We start from the raw sequence: 16553 nt of genomic DNA on the forward strand, positions 1-16553 counted from the left end.
GGCGCGCCGGGCTGTATGTGATGGGCCGGGTGATTGCATATCAATAGATTGGGGTGGAACAGACAGGACGATGGTTGCAGGGACGGGCATTTGGTCCTAAATCTGGTATGTCCCAGGGGTTTCACCATCCGCGCATGTCTTCCGGTTTGTTCATTGACGTCATACCTGTTTTTGCATGTATGGCGTGCCCGCCGATAAACTTGCTGTCTTGCAGTGCATATAACCGGTAAAATCGGCAGCGCGGGGGAAAGCCACCCATCACAAGCATGGAAGAGAGAAACGTGCAGGCAAAAAAGATCGGAATGTTCGTACTGGCACTGTCAATGGGGATGGCAGTGCTGGCCGGGGGGCTTCATCATCAGGCATTGGCATCAGAGCGGCGATTGCCCACAAGCGATGCCGAAATAAAGATGTCGTTTTCACCTTTGGTCAAGCAGACAGCGCCAACGGTGGTCAATATCTTTACCAAAAAGGTTGTGACGTCACGTCCGGCCAATCCTTTTATGAATGATCCGTTTTTCAACCAGTTTTTTGGCAACCGGTTTGGTGGCGCTTTTGGTGCGCCGCGCCAGCGGGTGGAACGGTCGCTCGGATCCGGGGTGATTGTGTCGTCTGATGGCACAATCGTCACCAACCGCCATGTGATTGACGGTGCAAGCGAAATTCGTGTGGTGCTGCATGACCGCCGCGAATTTGACGCCAAGCTGGTCGGGGCGGACGAACGGACCGACCTTGCAGTGCTGAAGTTGCAGGATGTGCACGATGCTTTGCCAACCATCAAACTTGGCAATTCGGACGACGTTGAAGTTGGTGATTTGGTGCTGGCCATTGGCAACCCGTTTGGGGTGGGGCAAACCGTGACCAGCGGCATTGTTTCCGCCCTGGCACGGGCCGGTGTGACCGGGCAGGATTACCAGTCCTTTATCCAGACCGATGCCGCTATTAACCCGGGCAATTCCGGTGGTGCGCTGATTGACATGAATGGCGATCTGATCGGCGTAAATTCCGCGATTTTTACCAAATCGGGCGGGTCGAACGGCATTGGTTTCGCCATTCCGGTTAATATGGTCAAGGTGGTGATGCGCGGGCTGATCAGTGGTGATTTGCGTCGCCCGTGGCTTGGCGCATCGGGGCAAACCGTTACCGCCGATTTGGCCCGTTCGCTGGAACTGGAGCGTCCGGGCGGCGTGTTGATCAATGCGATTCATCCAGACAGTCCTGCCCGTCGCGCCGGGTTGAAGGCGGGCGATGTTGTGGTGGCGGTAAACGGGCTGGAGGTTGATGACCCCAATAGCCTGCGGTTCCGCATTGCAACCCTGGAACCCAAAGGACAGGCGGTGTTGACGATTATCCGCAGTGGCAGCAAGCAGGACGTCTCCGTGCCGTTGGAAGTTGCGCCTGAAGTGCCGGCCCGCGATGAAACAGTGATCAAAACCCGTAGCCCCTTTGCCGGTGCCAAGGTTGCCAATGTGAATCCGGCCCTGGCCGACGAGTTGGGCATTGATACGCTGACAAGCGGGGTGATTGTACTGGACGTTGCGTCCAATAGTTTGGCACGCCAGGCCAATCTGAAACCGGGTGATCTGATTACCGAGGTTAATAAAACCCGTATTGGCAGTGTGGCAGATTTGATGTCCGTTCTGCGCAAGGGGGAAAAGGGCCGCAACTGGTCTGTTGCGGTAAAACGGGATGGCAAAATCCTGACCGCGGATTACACCCTCTGATGAAATAATCTGGGTATTCCGGCGCTTTTTGCTGTCGGAATACCCGTTTTTCTGCGGGAATTGCAGATGGTGGGTGCGAAAGGGTATAAGGCAGGCATGGTATCATTATTTGAAAGTCAGGTTGCCCGCCCGCTGGCAGATCGTTTGCGCCCCCGCAAACTGACCGAAATCGTCGGGCAGGATCATCTTTTTGGCGATGACGGGCCCTTGACCCGCATGACGCAAACCGGGCGTGTCCCCTCGGTTATTCTGTGGGGCCCACCGGGATGTGGCAAAACCACGCTGGCCCGGTTGATGGCGGATATTGCCGATATGGCGTTCGAGCCGCTCTCGGCCATTTTTTCCGGCGTGGCGGACTTGCGCAAGGTGTTTGACCGGGCGCGGGGCCGTCGCGCCACCGGGGCCAGTACGCTGCTGTTTGTGGATGAAATCCATCGTTTCAATAAGGCCCAGCAGGACAGTTTCCTGCCCTATGTTGAAGACGGCACCATCACGCTGATTGGGGCAACCACCGAAAACCCTTCCTTTGAGCTGAATGCCGCCCTGTTGTCGCGCTGTCAGGTGCTTGTGCTCAAACGGCTGGATGATCCGGCGCTAGAAGAGCTTTTGAAACGCAGCGAAAGCGAGATGGGGTTTGATCTGCCGGTAACGGCGGAGGCCCGCACGACCCTTCGCGCGATGGCCGATGGCGACGGGCGTTATTTGCTGAACATGGCCGAAGAGCTGTTTATGCTGCCCGCCAGCGATGACGGCCCGCTGGGTGTGGCAGAACTTTCGCGCGTGATCCAAAAGCGGATGCCGATTTACGACAAGGGCGATGACAGCCATTACAACCTGATCAGTGCGCTGCATAAATCGGTACGTGGATCGGACCCGGATGCGGCATTGTACTGGTATAACCGGATGCTGATGGGCGGCGAGGACCCCAAATATGTCGCGCGGCGTTTGTTGCGCATGGCGATTGAGGATATTGGCCTTGCCGACCCGCAGGCGCAGCAAATTTGCCTGGGGGCCTGGCAAACTTACGAACGGCTGGGCAGCCCCGAAGGTGAACTTGCCCTGGCCCAGGCCGTGATTTATCTGGCATTGGCCCCCAAATCCAATGCCGGGTATAATGCCTATAATCATTCTGCCCGTGTCGCACGCGATACCGGGTCGTTAGCGCCACCGGCCCATATTTTGAATGCGCCAACAAAACTTATGAAGGATATTGGTTACGGGCAGGGATATGCCTATGACCATGACCAGGAAGACGGTTTTTCCGGTCAGAACTATTTTCCCGATGGCATGCGCCGCCAGCAGTTTTACGATCCGGTGGAACGCGGCTTTGAGCGCGATTTGCGTAAAAGGGTGGATTATTTCGCCAAACTGCGCCGGGAGCGGCAAAAACGCACACCGGATGAGTGATTAGGCACTTTCTGGAAACAAATATGTGCACTATCAATGGATAGTCCCAAGGCTGGAAATTGATATTTTGCGGTCATATCAATTTACCCAGACTGGAGACTCTTTCATGAGCACCATTTTGCATATCGATCCGTCCGTAAACGGTGAGAATTCCAAAAGCCGCCAGCTTGCGCTGAAACTGATCGAGCGCATGAAAGCAGCGGATCCGTCAGCAACGGTGACTTCGCGCGTGCTGGATGCCAATGTTGCACCGGCCATCAATGGCGATGTTGTTGGCGCTTATTATACCCCGGCTGACAGCCGCAGCGACGCGCAGAAGGCTCTTTTGGCGACATCCGATGCGCTGGTCGCCGAATTGCAGGCTGCTGACGCCGTGGTGATCGGGGTTCCGATGTACAATTTTGCTGTTCCGTCCACGCTGAAGGCCTGGAACGACATGGTTGCGCGCGTTGGTGTGACCTTTAATTATACCGAAAACGGCCCGATTGGCGCGCTTGCTGGTAAAAAGGCTTATCTGGTTGTTTCCACCGGTGGCGTTCCCGTCAACAGCCCGGCTGACTTTGCCACGCCCTACATGAAGCAGTTCCTGGCATTCCTGGGCATTACCGATGTCACCGTGATCGAGGCAGCCGGTTTTGCCGTTGATGCAGAACAGGCAATGGCCGCTGGTCTGGCCGCTGTTGAAGCTGCCGAACTGCCCAAAGCAGCCTGACTGTAGATGAAATAGTGCATCTCCGGCCTATTGGACGGTGAATGGCATATAAAAAGACCGGTATGTTTGCGCATGCCGGTCTTTTGTTTGGTACGCTCTGCATGGTCCATTCTCGAGGGTGCAATTCCCACCGTAAGCAGGTCTGGGATCGGCCCCTATGCCGATATGCAAATTAGTTAACATCCCGGTCCAGCAGCATGCCCGCACGGTTCCCGATATTTTTGCCATCAGCCCAGCTTTCGCGGCCATTTACCCAAACACTTTTGATGCCATAGGCAGGTGTTTTGGGTTTTTCATAGGTCGCACCGGATTGAATTGTTGCCGGGTCAAACAGCACCAGATCGGCGAATGCGCCTTTGCGGATATGCCCGCGATCCTTAAGGCCAAATCGTTGCGCGGGCATCGATGTCATGCGTTTGATGGCTTCTTCCAGCGAAAATAACCCGACATCGCGCACATAATGGCCCAAAACCCGCGGGAAGGTCCCCCAGACACGCGGATGGGAATGATCGCCGCGCGCAATGCCATCCGAACAGATGATGGTATGCTCAAACGACAGAATGCGCCTGACGTCACTTTCATCCATGATAAAGAAAATGCCGGTAGCGGGCAGCAAACGTTCCATCGCCGTATCAAGGTCGGTATTCCATTCCCGGGCGATATCGGCCAGGTCCCTTCCAGCCATTTGCGGATATGGTATGGAATCAGCAACAATTACCCGTGTGGCCTGCCGATGGCGGCCGGAATTCAGCATGGTCGAGGATGCCGTCCAGGGTGTTGTGTCAAGGCTGACATCCTGCTGGCGCATTGCATCGCGAAACATCGAAAGCGTTATTTCCGACTGCCCATGATTGGCAAGGCCCGCACATTTATGATGGCTGACATGGACGCCACAACAGGATTCCTGCCCGATTTCAAAGGTTTCTTTTAAGGCGTCAATGCCGTGGTCGCCTTCGTCACGCATATGGGTGACGTAAAGTTTGCCATGTGATTTGGCAATGCGGGCCATTGCAATGGCTTCTTCGGTGGTGGCTGCGCGCGCGGGCGGGTAAAACAGGCCGGTGGAAACACCTATGCCGCCTTCATCAAGGGCCTGATCCAGCGAAGTTTGCATTGCCTTAAGCTCGCCTGCGTTTGCCGGGCGGCCAAGATCGGCAACTTCGTTGATCCGCAAAGTACCATGTCCGATCAGGCAGGCGGAATTTACCGCAGCCGGGGTTTGGCGCAGTTGATTGCGGTAATCGGCAAAGCGGGCAAATCGCGGGCGGCTGGATGTCAGGATCATGCCCAGGGGTTGCGGCAAATCCTTCATGGTTGCCGTAAGCGGGGCAATGGAAAAACCGCAATTCCCCGCAATGATCGTTGTAACACCCTGGCTTAGCATACAATCCATGCCAGGGTCGGTTAACAGGGCCTCGTCGTGATGAACATGGGGGTCAATAAAACCGGGTGCAAGCGTAAGGCCCTGGCAATCAATCTCGCGACCGCCATGCTCGGTGCCCAAATCACCAATGCCGGTAATCCGGTCATCCACAATGGCAACATCACCCGTAAAGGCCGGGTTGCCGGTGCCATCGATTATATTGGCATTGCGAAAAATAACGTCAGCTTGCATCGGTGGAAACTCCAGAAGTCTTGTGGTTTTTATTGTTGTTCAGGCATGCCTGCAGGTGCCCGTAATGGGCAGATCCCATGAGATGCCAGTTTGTTCGGCCCTGGTTTAAGTGTCAGCTTTGGCAGGTGTCGCAGGTGTCGCAGGTGTTGTGGTTGTCCCGGTTTCGCTGCCATCACCTGCCCATCGCGCAAGAACGTGGATCAGGATAATCACGATCATGATCGGCACGGCGATGGCGACCCAGATTGTTGAAAAACCAAGGGTGTCGGTCATGGTTCGGCTGTGGCGCAACAAAAAACCGCGTGCCGGGTTGTTGCCCGGCCCCAAAAAGCAGAACCATAAAATGGGTGTCAGATAAATGATGACGACAGCAGACTGGATGGCGCCCGTAAGGACGGCCATCAATTTGCTGCTGTTACCATCACTGGCGAAAAGGGCCGGGTCAAAGCGTCGCTTGAAGCTCATGGTGGCGCCAATCAACCCGGCCCAGATCATGGCATAACGGGCCAGTTCTTCTGTCCAGGATGGCGGCGAGGCAAACAGATAACGCGCCACAACCTGCAACAGAACGGCCCCTACCAGCACTGCAAGCGCGATGATGGCAATAAATCCCGCCATCCGGTCCAGACCATGGCTGATATTCAGGGCTGTTTTTCGGATCGTGTTCACCGTCGCCGTCTCCTGCCTAGTTGTTTACGGTCTTGAGTGCGTCGAGATATTTTTGCAAAGCATCCGGTGCCATGATGGTTTTCCATGTCGGCGCGGTGGCTTCGACCATCTTTTCGCGTTCACCGGGTTCCAATTGGGAAATGGTGACGCCGGCCTCTGTCATGCGGGCCATGACCTTGGTGCTCCAGTCGGCCAGCCAGGCACGGTTGGCGGCAAAGCCAGCATCGAGTGCCTTGTCAATCTGGGCTTTTTCATCGGCCGAAAGGGTTTCGTACCAGTCATTGGCAACAAAAACGGCACGGGTCGAAGGCGAAATATTGGCAGGGGTGAAATGCACCAGAAATGCCGTGTGCCCGGTGCGCAGCGATGAATTTGGCGGGTTAAGGTACCCATCGGCAATGCCGACCTGTATCGCATTGGCAACTTCCGACCAGGCAATAATGGTGCCGCTGGCACCAAGGGCCTCTTCATATTCTAACTGTTCGGGGTTAAGCGCGCGCAGGCGCAATCCTTTCAGGTCGGCCATCTTGGTAACGGCATGCTGGCTGTTATGAATGCCAATGCCAACGCCGATATAGTTAAAGCCCGCAAGGCGAACGCCATTTTCAAGCAACGGCTTGTTCATTTCTTCAAGCAGGTCGCTTTTGGCAATAACGGCGTCGAATTCGTCGCTGTCTTTAAACAGGAACGGTAACAAAACACCTTTCAAAAGCGGGCTCATACCCACGCCGGTTGAAACGGTTGCAAGGTCAATTTCTATCAGGCCCTGTGCTGTGGCATCAAACCGTTCCTTTTCGCTGCCCAGCGTATCGGACGGGAACACAACTGCCTTGAAATCGGTGCCTTCAAGCGCATCGGCAAAGCCGTGAACAAAGGCGGCTTCGGCATTGGTGACCGGGTCATCGGTGCCGTTCATGGCGATTTTGACGTCGGTGGCAAAGGCCGGCGTGATAACGGATGTGGATAACAGAATGGCAAGGGAGGCAAGTTTTCTGCCCGACTTCGATAGCGTCATGTTACGTGAACTCCTCTGTGGTGCCCTTTTGTTTGTTATCAGCTAAGCCCCAGGGCGTGCGGCAAAGCCAGTGAGATGGCCGGGAAGAATGTCAGCACGATTAAAAGTGCGACCTCGGCAAAGAAGAACGGCAGCGTTGCCCGGATCAGGCGCCAGTAATTGATGTTGCAGGTCGTTGCCAGGATCAGCAGGACACCACCAATTGGGGGTGACAGAAGCCCGGTTGAAATGTTGAAGCAGATGACGATGCCCAGATGAACGGGATCAATCCCCATTGCCAGTGCCACGGGCACAAAGATGGGGGCAAACAGGGCCACGGCGGCCTTAACATCCATCGCCATGCCCGCGATCAAAAATACGACATTGACGAGCATCAGATATTGTAAGGGGCCAAGGCCCAATGCCGTGATTTGTACTGCAATTGCCTGGGGCAGGCGCTCAAGTGCGGCGATATAGGAAAACGTTGAAATCGCACATAAAATAATAAAAAGCGCGCCTAACATGACCGCCGTGCGGATCGCGCTTTGGCGAATGGCTTCGCGGTCCAGCTCGCGATAGGCCAGGCCGATAACCAGCGCGGCAGCAACGGCAACGGCTGCGGCTTCTGCCGGGGTCATCACACCAAACAGGGTGCCGCCCAGAATAATGATTGGCAGGGTCATGGCAGGCAGGGCGCGCATAAAGGATTTGCCAATGGGCGGAATATCGGCCTGACTTCCCGTGCCGCCAGGATGATCGTCGCGCCAGGCGTAAAAGGCATTCATCACCATCAGCATGGCGGCCAGCAAAAGGCCAGGGACAACACCGGCTGCAAACAGGGCCGCGACCGATGTATTCATCAGTGCACCGTAAAAAATAAGGATGCTTGATGGCGGGATAATCGGCCCGATAATCGATGATGCACCGGTGATCGCAACGGCATAATCAAGTGAATAGCCACGCCTTTGCATTTCCGGCACCAGCGAATTGCCAAGGGCTGCCGCATCGGAAACAGCCGATCCTGAAACCCCGGCAAAGAACACGCTGGTCAGAATATTGACATGTCCCAGCCCGCCGCGCAGGCGCCCTAACAGCGACATGGAAAAATCGATCAATGCCGATGCAATGCCACCCCGGTTCATTAAATCGCCAGCAAAAATGAATAGTGGCATCGCCAGAAAGGCAAATACGTCAAGCTGGCTGAACAGACGTTGCGGCAGGGCCGCCATGAAGTTTGCCTGGTCGCCCAGGATGAAAGTCAAGATGGAAGCGGCACCGATGACATACGCAATCGCCGCGCCAGATAAAAGCCCCGCTCCGATCAGGATAAACAGAAATACCGCCTGCATCCTAATTCCCCTGTGTGTTTTTTATTGTCAGCAAGAGTGAGCCGATTGCACAGACAGGAAAATAGAAAACTTTTATTTCATCCATAGTAATATGCTATGGATGAAAGGGTGCCAAAGCAGCAATGGGGGGCTTCATGCGCGGAATAACGCTTCAGCGATTGCAGGTGTTTTGCGAGGTTTACGAGCGGAATTCGATTAGTGCCGCTGCCCGTGCGCTGGGCCTTTCCCAGCCCACGGTCAGCAAGCATTTGCGTGACTTTGAAGCCGCATCCGGTCTGACATTGTTTGTCCTTGAACGTGGCCGTATCCTGCAAACAGCAGATGCCGATGCGATTTATAGCGAAAGCCGGTTTCTGCAGGATGGTATCGGCCAGCTTGAAGGGCGGATCGAAGCCCTTAAAAAAGGTGTGGGTGGCAAGCTATCGGTTATGTCGATTGGCCTGCTGATGAACCATTTTGTGCCGCAGGCCTGTGCCAGCCTGATGCAGAAAATGCCGCAACTGCGTCTGATCGTGGATATCAGCAAGTCAGCCCATCAACTGGAATTGCTTCATGCCGGATTGATTGATCTGGGGATTATGGCCGGTCGTGTCCCCGTGCGGGACGAGGAATTTACGCTGCTGGGGCGTGGAAAATTAATGGCGGTGGTGCCGCGTGATAACCCGCTTGCGCAAAAGCGGCAGGTGACGCTTGAACAGGTTTTTGTTTATCCAATGGTCGATACCACGGCACGCGGACCGATTGGCAACGTGCTGGAAGAAGCCCTTCGCCTGCGGGGGCTTGGCATGGCAGGGGCGGTAACCTGCAATTCGCTGGAGGCCGTGCCCCCCATGGCACAAACCCTGAAACGTTGTGCCATTGTCGATGAATTCACCGCCCGTTCCCTACAGCAAACCGGTATTGTTTGCATCGACCTTGACGCCGATATCCGCTTTGATATCTGGGCGGTCAGTTTGCCATCATCGGGGAATCGCAATGCCATTCGCCTGTTTTCCGATGCCTTGCGTAAGCTATTGGCAGAACGATAAAATACCGATTAAAAATAAGCCCCTGCCTGATGTGACCTGGCAGGGGGTTATTGTTTGTACGCTCGGCGCGGCCCCGCTTGCAGGGGGGGTGGCGGGGACGTGATCCTTAGGGATCGTTTTCTATGCCAATTTGCAATTACAGTCGTTTAATATTCTATGTATATAGTTGGCGGTCTGGCAGCGAGTGGCGTGCCATCGAATGTTTTAAGATAGATCAAGATAGATAAGGGGAAATGCGTGTCACGGTGTGTGATGCTGATCATGTGGCTGGTAGCGGTTGCAGGCCTGACATTTGCGGGCGTGCGATTTAGCGGGCTGCTGGACTCGATGCTGCCCGCAGGCGAGCCCGAAGTCACCCGCTTTTCCCCGGAAATGCCATTGCCCACCCAGCCCAATTTCTATCTGGTGTGCGGGGGCGGGCATTGTCCGCCTGCCATTCGCAAAATCGAAAGCCCGGTTTTCCCGGTCAGCGCGACCCAGCTTTTTAGCCGGATCGAGGAACTGGTGCCGACAATGGGCGGTAAGGTGACCTATCGTAATGGCGAAACCCTGCATATTCGCTTTGTCGTGCGCAGCACGATTTTTCGCTTTCCTGACTGGGTTGATTTGCAGGCTTCCCCGGTTGAAGACAATAGCAGCCAGCTTTTGGCCTATAGCCGGTCGGTTTATGGCGGTGATGATTTCGGGGCCAATGAAAAGCGCCTGGAAAAGCTGCTTGCCCGGCTTGACGCATTGACCCGTGGCATGTCTATCCGGCAGTAACGGGCGGTTTTTCGTCAAATATTTTTAATCATAATGTTGCGCGTTTGCTATAGTGCCCATTCAGGCGCGACCAAGCACGACAATATTGCCTGAAAAGCTGTCCTCTGTTATTTCCGGAGCCGATCATTTTATGATGTCGTACGCTCTGCCGGGCAAAATTCGGGCAGGGGCGGGACGGCAATTTCATTTCAAATGATCCGTGCGAAGGCGCGTATCGCCCGTGCGGTTTTCGCATGTGACATTTGAACAATGAAGGACTAGCTTCCCGCCATGCAGTTTTCACCGATCATTTTTGCCTGTGTCGCCCTTGGCGGGGCGTTGGGGGCCATGTCGCGCTATGTTGTTTCCGATTGGGTGAATTCACTGATGGGGCACGGTTTCCCTTGGGGAACCTTTGCTGTCAATATTGTCGGTTCGTTCATTATGGGGCTGGTGATTGAACTGGGCGCGCTTAAATTTTCCATCGGGCCGGAAATTCGCGCCATCATCATTACCGGGTTTTTAGGGGCGTTTACGACCTTTTCGACCTTTTCCCTGGATGTGGCGACATTATATGAGCGCGGCAATTTTGCGCTGGCGGCCCTTTATGTCACGGTTTCGGTGTTTGTCGGCATTTCTGCCCTGTTTGGGGCAATGGCATTGGTAAGAGGAGCCTTCCAATGAGCGGTGTTACCCTGCGTCGGGTCAAGGCGGACGAGGCGGAAACACGCCTGGATCGCTGGTTTAAGCGCAATTGCCCGGAATTTACCTTTGGTCAGGTGCAGAAATTTCTGCGTGGCGGGCAGATCCGCGTGGATGGCAAACGGGCCAAGGCCAACCAGCGCCTGGAACCGGGCCAGGAAATTCGTGTGCCGCCGGTGCCTGTGATGTCGGGCGGGGGCGAGGCCCCCTGGCAGGAAGGCAATTACGAACCGCGGGCGAAAACCGGCCCGTCGCGTGTGGATGCCAGCGAGGAAGATTTGCAGGCACTGCGCGATTCCGTGCTGTTTTATGACGAAGTTGTGCTGGCAATCAACAAACCGGCAGGACTGGCCGTGCAGGGCGGCACCAACACCGCCCTTCATATTGATGGCATGCTTGACGCCTTAAAGCTTGATAGCAAGGAACGGCCCAAACTGGTGCACCGCCTTGATAAAGATACCAGTGGTGTGTTGTTGCTGGCCCGTTCGGCCTCGGCGGCGGCGGCGCTGACGCGCGCGTTCAAGGATAAAACCACCCGCAAGCTTTATTGGGCGCTGGTTGCCGGTGCACCGGCAGAACGCGAAGGTTTGATCGATGCCCCCCTGGCCAAGCAGGGTGGCAAGGGCGGCGAAAAAATGGTGATCGACGAAAAGCAGGGCAAAACCGCGCAAACGGTTTACCGCCAGCTTGCCCGTGCCGGGCACAAGGCGGCCTGGCTTGCGCTGTCACCCTTGACCGGGCGTACCCACCAGCTTCGCGCCCATACCGAGGCGATAGGCTGCCCGATTATTGGCGATGGTAAATATGGCGGGGCCAAAGCGTTCCGCGATGGCCTGGCAAATCAAATGCACCTTCATGCCCGTGCCATTGATTTTCCCCATCCTGTGACCGGGCATCGTGTGGTGATCGAGGCCCCGGTGCCGCCGCATTTTGCCGACAGCCTGAAAACACTGAATTTCGATGCGAAAACACCGACCAAGTTTTTGACGCCCGAAATTCACCGGGAAAAAGAAAAGAAACCGGCGCGTCGTGCCACGTCCCGGCGCTAACGCTGTTTGTGTTTGCCGGTAAAACAGGCCCACCGGCAGGGGCAGTCATGCGGCCCTGCCGGTGGGTTTGGTTTACCCGTGATCCGTGCCTTGGCCCGAAAGGTTTAAGGTGCGAACCGGGTAATGAATGCCTTGTGAATGCAGCGCAGATGGCTGGCATGAACCTCCATACCGGATAATTCGCATTCCCGGGCACGTTTCAGCAGCATGGCGGCAATCTGTTGGCGTCCATGTCTGCTGTGAATCAGGCTCTCGCCTTCTTCCAGCGCACTGATGATCGGAATGTGCTCACATTCGGCAATCGCGCAGATTTCGTCTTCGGTCAGGTCGCTAAAGTCAAAGCAGTCCTTGAGGGTTAACATGGTTTCCTCCCCTCGCTCCGGGGGCCACAAGCTAGTATATTAAATATTTCTGATAAATTACAGTGCAGGAAATTTCCGTTTAGGTTGAAAGGCTTGTCCGGGCCATCCGTTTTTCGTGTCTTCCGGGACGGAGACTCGGCGTCAAATCCGCTTTTGGCTGGACCAATGCGGGCAGGCAGGCTACCTGTACTGGACAAAAGGAACGTAATGACCCGGCGTCATGTAACGGCATGGCGGCACATGAACAGGTTTTTTGAATGACGACCGATTTGCTGCGACTTGTGATCTTTGATTGTGATGGCACGCTGGTAGACAGCCAGCACGCCATTGCCCATTGCATGGATCATGCCTTTGCCGAACATGGCCTGGACTGTCCCGGGCTGGAAAAGACGCGGACCATTATCGGCCTGAGCCTGCCCGAAGCCATTGCCCGGCTGGCCCGGCCTGCGGTGTTGGACGCCTCCCTGATCGACGCTGTGACCAACAGTTACAAGTCCGCCTTTTTTACCTTGCGTCAAAGCCCGGATTTTTTTGAACCCCTGTTTCCGGGTGTTCTTGAGGTTATTGAAACCCTGGACCAGCGCGGCTGGCTGTCCGGGGTGGCAACCGGCAAGGCACGGCGGGGCCTGGATGCGGTGCTGGAACGCAATAACCTTTCGCGTCGTTTTGTGACGCTTCAGACTTGCGATAATCACCCGTCAAAGCCACATCCTTCGATGCTGGAAGCCGCGATGAGCGAAACCGGCACAGACCCGCGCAACTGCGCGATGATTGGTGATACCACATTTGATATTGAAATGGGCCGGGCAGCGGGGATGCTGTCAATTGGTGTGGCCTGGGGATATCATGAACGTGAAACACTGGAAAAAGCCGGGGCACATGCCGTGATTGATCATTTTGATCAACTGCCCGATGTGCTCGATGGGTTGTGGCACACTGCCCGACACCCGGCCTGAGGCACTGATAACTGTATGACTGATGAAGATTTGATCCCTGATAACGGGCGCGACATGACCCTTTTGGACCCTGTAACCGTTGAAATTACGGTCCCGCGTGATCCGGATGCGGCCTTTATTGCCTTTACCGAAGGTTTTGGCGAATGGTGGCCGCGTGCAACGCACACAATTGCCCGCGAGGAATGTACCGGCATTCGCATGCAACCCGGACTGGGCGGCGAGATTATCGAGACCGCGCGCGGGCGCGAACCGCAAATCTGGGGCAAAATCGAAATCTGGCTGCCTGGTGAGCAGGTGGCTTTCACCTGGCATCCGGGGTGGGATTCGGGTGATTATACCCGGGTCAGTGTCAGCTTTGATCAAAATGCCTTTGGTCATTGCGTGATCAAGCTGGTGCACTGGGAATGGGAAAATCTGGGCGAAATCGCCACTGCCGTGCGCGATGGCTATGTCACCGGCTGGCAGCAGGTTTTTGGCGAGGTCTTTGCCACCTATTTACGCCAGAGCAATAAATAACCGACAAATCCCATTATTTTTTGCAACAGGCCGGTGGCATGGCATCCACCGGCCTGTTTTCAGTTGTGATCAGAAAGGTGTCTTACAGCACGCCACGTTCCGTCAAATCCTTGCGCAGGCGGATCGGGTCGCGGAACCAGTGGGTGGCAAAGCCCATTTCACGGGCCTGCTGGATGTTCTTTTCGGAATCATCAATAAACAGCGTGGTTTTGGGATCAAGGCCAAAGCGATTGGCGGTGAGCTCGAAAATGCGCGGGTCGGGTTTCGCCAGCTTTTCCTGCCCGGAAACCAGGATGCCCTCAAAATTTTTCAGGAATGCAAATTTCTCCAGGGCATGGGGCCATGTCTGATGCGACCAGTTGGTCAGCGCAAAAAGGCGCACGGTGTTTTTGCGTTTCAATTCCTCAAGCAGCCGTTCGGTGCCAATAATGGACCCCGCCAGCATTTCCGGCCAGCGGTCCCGCCACGCGGCAATTGCATCGTGATATTCCGGGTGGCGGTGCTGTTGCTCGGGAATGGAGGTTTCAAATTCCAGGGCCGCTTTGTCATGCAGGAAATTCCAGTGCGGATGGCAGACTTCGCTCAGGAAATATTCCATTTCGGCGGTATCGCTAAAAATCTTGCGATACAGGTGGCGCGGGTCCCAATCTACCAGCACGCCACCCAGATCAAACAGTACGGTTTCTATTTCCTGCATTTTTTCCTGCTTTTGGTTTTACAGTTGCCAGTTCGTGACGGGGCATGTTTGCCGCCTTCGTATCATTATTTTGACGGCGCATTGTGACGGCGTGGGTGAAAATGTTCACATCCCCATTGTGCTCTTGTGAATGTGTTTTTCGCATGATTCCATTTTTTTCAAAAGGTTATCGTGTGATGTCCTGCCGGACGAGTGCTCTATGACAGGAGTTTGACTTGCCATTTGGCGAAGGCTCGTAAAGGATTTTACCTGAAGGTAAATTTACCGGGCAGGTTGTAATCAGGCCGGGTGGCATTTTGCCACCATCGCCCTTTAATGTAAAAATCGGAAAATCAGGAGGCGAGGATGTGCACACTGGACGGATGTGGATCAAACGATCATTTGGGGCCGCCGCCCAAGGCAACGGATCAGGAACGGCGCCTGTTTTTGAAAGGTTTGGCGGTTTTGCCGCTGGCCGTGGTTCTGGCCGATCCGATTTTGGCCCATGCCGCCGCCGAAACCCTGAAAAAGGTGACAATCACCGCCCCAACCGGCGAAACAATGATTGCCGAGGTGATTTTGCCCGCCACATTGCCTGCACCGGCTGTTTTGCTGATCCATGAATGGTGGGGCCTGAATGACCAGATCCGCGCCACGGCAGCGGAATATGCCAACCAGGGCTTTATCGCGCTGGCGGTTGATTTATATGGCAAACCTGCTGCCACCACACCGGCCGGGGCAAAATCGCTGATGTCAGAGGTGGATCCGGTGGCGGCAACGTCAAAGCTTAAGGCATCGGTTGCCTATCTGAAGGATCACAAGGATTGTACCGGCAAGGTGGGCGTTGTGGGCTGGTGTTTTGGCGGCGGCTGGTCGCTCAATACGGCCCTTGCCACCAATGTTGATGCCTGTGTGATTTATTATGGCAATGTTGCGAAAACACCTGAGCAATTGGCAACCCTGAAGGCACCCGTGATGGGGCATTTTGGCACCCTGGATCAGAACATCAACAAGGCGATGGTGGACGGGTTTGAAAAATCGCTGAAGGCGGCTGGCAAAACCGATTACCAGATTTTCTGGTACGAGGCCAACCACGCCTTTGCCAACCCGACGGGCGGGCGTTATGACGCGGCAGATGCAAAACTGGCCTGGGAACGGACCCTTGGTTTTTTCAAGGAACACCTTGCCTGAGCAAAGGTGAAAGGAATTTGGGCCTGCACGGTTTTGGTGCAGGCCCTTTTTGATTGGTATGGAGGCATCATCAGCCGGTGGGATTGGCGCGGTTGGCCCAGCGGGTCGAACGGCGTTCCACAATGTTGAAAAACTCATACATGATGATGCCCATCGCCGCGATCACCAAAAGCCCGGCAAAAACCAGCGGCATGTTGAATTTTGACGAGGCCGACAGCATCAAATAGCCAACCCCGACATTGGAGGCCACGGTTTCGGAAATGACGGAGCCGACAAAGGCCAGCGTGATGGCAACCTTAAGGGAGGCAAAGAAATAGGGCAGCGCCCGGGGAAAGCCGACCTTGACCAGAATATCGGTGCGTGTCGCCCCCAGGGATCGCAGTACATCGCGTAATTCGGGCTCCAGCGTGGCAAGGCCGGTGGCCACATTGACCACAATCGGAAAAAACGAAATGATGAAGGCGGTAATCACGGCAGGCACCGTGCCAATGCCAAACCACATGACCAGTACGGGCACCAGGGCGACCTTGGGCACGGAATTGAACCCTACCAAAAGCGGATTGGCGGCATTGTAAATTGCCCGGCTGGAGCCCACCAGCGCGCCCAGAAAAACGCCAAAAACAACGGCAATGGCAAAGCCAAACAGGGTTGTATAAAGCGTTTGTGCCGCGTGCATCCAGATCGCACTGCGGAATTTCCAGGCAGCTTCAAGGCTGGCGGATGGTGTGGGCAAAACATAATCCGGGATATGAAACAGCCGCACAATGCCTTCCCATAACAGGAAAAGAACAATCGCGCTGATCCAAGGTGTTGCCCGGCTTTGAAGGGAGCGTTTGGTCATTTTATCGGTCCTTTCGCCTCA

Annotated in this window: 17 protein-coding genes; 10 read left to right on the forward strand and 7 right to left on the reverse strand. The window is 55.2% G+C overall.

The genetic code is table 11. The features are described from left to right. Positions 1-281 precede the first annotated feature (281 nt). The 3 genes from TH25_RS10790 to TH25_RS10800 all read left to right on the forward strand — a co-directional run bounded on the left by TH25_RS10790 (position 282) and on the right by TH25_RS10800 (position 3843). On the forward strand, positions 282-1724 hold the full coding sequence (locus TH25_RS10790) for a DegQ family serine endoprotease (RefSeq protein ID WP_258549114.1): 1443 nt from the start codon (positions 282-284) through the stop codon (positions 1722-1724). Positions 1725-1820: 96 nt separating this feature from the next. Further along, positions 1821-3131: a replication-associated recombination protein A gene (locus TH25_RS10795; protein WP_114088593.1), complete on the forward strand. Its 1311-nt coding sequence runs from the start codon at positions 1821-1823 to the stop codon at positions 3129-3131. A 106-nt stretch (positions 3132-3237) separates the two neighbouring features. Next, complete coding sequence (locus TH25_RS10800) at positions 3238-3843, forward strand: FMN-dependent NADH-azoreductase (RefSeq protein ID WP_114088438.1); 606 nt, start codon at positions 3238-3240, stop codon at positions 3841-3843. A gap of 172 nt (positions 3844-4015) precedes the next feature. Here TH25_RS10800 and TH25_RS10805 read toward each other — a convergent pair whose 3' ends face one another. The 4 genes from TH25_RS10805 to TH25_RS10820 all read right to left on the reverse strand — a co-directional run bounded on the left by TH25_RS10805 (position 4016) and on the right by TH25_RS10820 (position 8470). Further along, entirely contained in the window at positions 4016-5458 is a 1443-nt protein-coding gene (locus TH25_RS10805; RefSeq protein WP_114088439.1) for an N-acyl-D-amino-acid deacylase family protein, read from the reverse strand. Positions 5459-5563: 105 nt separating this feature from the next. After that, a complete protein-coding gene (locus TH25_RS10810; RefSeq protein WP_220151396.1) occupies positions 5564-6127 on the reverse strand; it encodes a TRAP transporter small permease in 564 nt (187 codons plus the stop codon). A gap of 16 nt (positions 6128-6143) precedes the next feature. Further along, positions 6144-7142 carry a TRAP transporter substrate-binding protein gene (locus TH25_RS10815; RefSeq protein ID WP_114088440.1) on the reverse strand — a complete coding sequence of 333 codons (999 nt, stop codon included), beginning with the start codon at positions 7140-7142 and terminating at the stop codon, positions 6144-6146. Between the two features lie 38 nt (positions 7143-7180). After that, positions 7181-8470 (reverse strand): TRAP transporter large permease, encoded by a 1290-nt coding sequence (locus TH25_RS10820; protein ID WP_114088441.1) that lies wholly within the window; start codon positions 8468-8470, stop codon positions 7181-7183. Between the two features lie 134 nt (positions 8471-8604). On the opposite strand from TH25_RS10820, the gene TH25_RS10825 reads away from it, so the two are divergent. The 4 genes from TH25_RS10825 (at position 8605) to TH25_RS10840 (ending at position 11990) form a co-directional block, all read left to right on the forward strand. Next, positions 8605-9498, forward strand: a complete 894-nt coding sequence (locus tag TH25_RS10825) for a LysR family transcriptional regulator (RefSeq protein WP_181847553.1) — start codon at positions 8605-8607, stop codon at positions 9496-9498. 237 nt (positions 9499-9735) lie between these two features. Then, positions 9736-10260 (forward strand): DUF1499 domain-containing protein, encoded by a 525-nt coding sequence (locus TH25_RS10830; RefSeq protein ID WP_147253008.1) that lies wholly within the window; start codon positions 9736-9738, stop codon positions 10258-10260. 270 nt (positions 10261-10530) lie between these two features. Continuing rightward, positions 10531-10923 (forward strand): fluoride efflux transporter CrcB, encoded by a 393-nt coding sequence (gene crcB, locus TH25_RS10835; protein ID WP_114088444.1) that lies wholly within the window; start codon positions 10531-10533, stop codon positions 10921-10923. Further along, complete coding sequence (locus TH25_RS10840) at positions 10920-11990, forward strand: RluA family pseudouridine synthase (protein ID WP_114088445.1); 1071 nt, start codon at positions 10920-10922, stop codon at positions 11988-11990. Before crcB ends, TH25_RS10840 begins: the two co-directional genes overlap by 4 nt. Before the next feature lie 104 nt (positions 11991-12094). Here the strand turns inward: TH25_RS10840 and TH25_RS10845 are convergent, their stop codons facing one another. Beyond that, entirely contained in the window at positions 12095-12352 is a 258-nt protein-coding gene (locus tag TH25_RS10845; protein WP_114088446.1) for a hypothetical protein, read from the reverse strand. 257 nt (positions 12353-12609) lie between these two features. Here TH25_RS10845 and TH25_RS10850 point away from each other — a divergent pair, with 257 nt between their 5' ends. Both TH25_RS10850 and TH25_RS10855 read left to right on the forward strand, forming a co-directional pair. Next, entirely contained in the window at positions 12610-13308 is a 699-nt protein-coding gene (locus TH25_RS10850) for an HAD-IA family hydrolase (RefSeq protein ID WP_114088447.1), read from the forward strand. A gap of 15 nt (positions 13309-13323) precedes the next feature. Continuing rightward, positions 13324-13824 carry an SRPBCC family protein gene (locus TH25_RS10855; protein ID WP_258549115.1) on the forward strand — a complete coding sequence of 167 codons (501 nt, stop codon included), beginning with the start codon at positions 13324-13326 and terminating at the stop codon, positions 13822-13824. 82 nt (positions 13825-13906) lie between these two features. On the opposite strand, the gene TH25_RS10860 is transcribed toward TH25_RS10855, so the two are convergent. Then, the gene (locus TH25_RS10860) at positions 13907-14521 is read right to left on the reverse strand and encodes an HAD family hydrolase (protein WP_114088448.1); all 615 of its coding nucleotides are present in this window, start codon (positions 14519-14521) and stop codon (positions 13907-13909) included. 345 nt (positions 14522-14866) lie between these two features. Between TH25_RS10860 and TH25_RS10865 the strand changes: the two genes are divergently transcribed. Further along, complete coding sequence (locus TH25_RS10865; protein WP_114088449.1) at positions 14867-15691, forward strand: dienelactone hydrolase family protein; 825 nt, start codon at positions 14867-14869, stop codon at positions 15689-15691. A 70-nt stretch (positions 15692-15761) separates the two neighbouring features. On the opposite strand, the gene TH25_RS10870 is transcribed toward TH25_RS10865, so the two are convergent. Then, positions 15762-16532, reverse strand: coding sequence for an ABC transporter permease (locus TH25_RS10870; RefSeq protein ID WP_114088450.1), 771 nt, complete (start codon positions 16530-16532; stop codon positions 15762-15764). Between the last annotated feature and the right edge of the window lie 21 nt (positions 16533-16553).

Origin of the sequence: Thalassospira profundimaris (assembly GCF_003326755.1) — a bacterium.
Classification (GTDB): Bacteria; Pseudomonadota; Alphaproteobacteria; order Rhodospirillales; family Thalassospiraceae; genus Thalassospira; species Thalassospira profundimaris_B.

Bases quoted from the DNA above. Each gene is read 5' to 3' on its own strand.
- TH25_RS10865 (WP_114088449.1), top strand. From the start codon at position 14,867: ATGTGCACACTGGACGGATGTGGATCAAACGATCATTTGGGGCCGCCG.
- TH25_RS10815 (WP_114088440.1), bottom strand. From the start codon at position 7,142: ATGACGCTATCGAAGTCGGGCAGAAAACTTGCCTCCCTTGCCATTCTG.
- TH25_RS10870 (WP_114088450.1), bottom strand. From the start codon at position 16,532: ATGACCAAACGCTCCCTTCAAAGCCGGGCAACACCTTGGATCAGCGCG.
- TH25_RS10825 (WP_181847553.1), top strand. From the start codon at position 8,605: ATGCGCGGAATAACGCTTCAGCGATTGCAGGTGTTTTGCGAGGTTTAC.
- crcB (WP_114088444.1), top strand. From the start codon at position 10,531: ATGCAGTTTTCACCGATCATTTTTGCCTGTGTCGCCCTTGGCGGGGCG.
- TH25_RS10850 (WP_114088447.1), top strand. From the start codon at position 12,610: ATGACGACCGATTTGCTGCGACTTGTGATCTTTGATTGTGATGGCACG.
- TH25_RS10845 (WP_114088446.1), bottom strand. From the start codon at position 12,352: ATGTTAACCCTCAAGGACTGCTTTGACTTTAGCGACCTGACCGAAGAC.
- TH25_RS10855 (WP_258549115.1), top strand. From the start codon at position 13,324: ATGACTGATGAAGATTTGATCCCTGATAACGGGCGCGACATGACCCTT.
- TH25_RS10805 (WP_114088439.1), bottom strand. From the start codon at position 5,458: ATGCAAGCTGACGTTATTTTTCGCAATGCCAATATAATCGATGGCACC.
- TH25_RS10795 (WP_114088593.1), top strand. From the start codon at position 1,821: ATGGTATCATTATTTGAAAGTCAGGTTGCCCGCCCGCTGGCAGATCGT.
- TH25_RS10860 (WP_114088448.1), bottom strand. From the start codon at position 14,521: ATGCAGGAAATAGAAACCGTACTGTTTGATCTGGGTGGCGTGCTGGTA.
- TH25_RS10820 (WP_114088441.1), bottom strand. From the start codon at position 8,470: ATGCAGGCGGTATTTCTGTTTATCCTGATCGGAGCGGGGCTTTTATCT.
- TH25_RS10840 (WP_114088445.1), top strand. From the start codon at position 10,920: ATGAGCGGTGTTACCCTGCGTCGGGTCAAGGCGGACGAGGCGGAAACA.
- TH25_RS10800 (WP_114088438.1), top strand. From the start codon at position 3,238: ATGAGCACCATTTTGCATATCGATCCGTCCGTAAACGGTGAGAATTCC.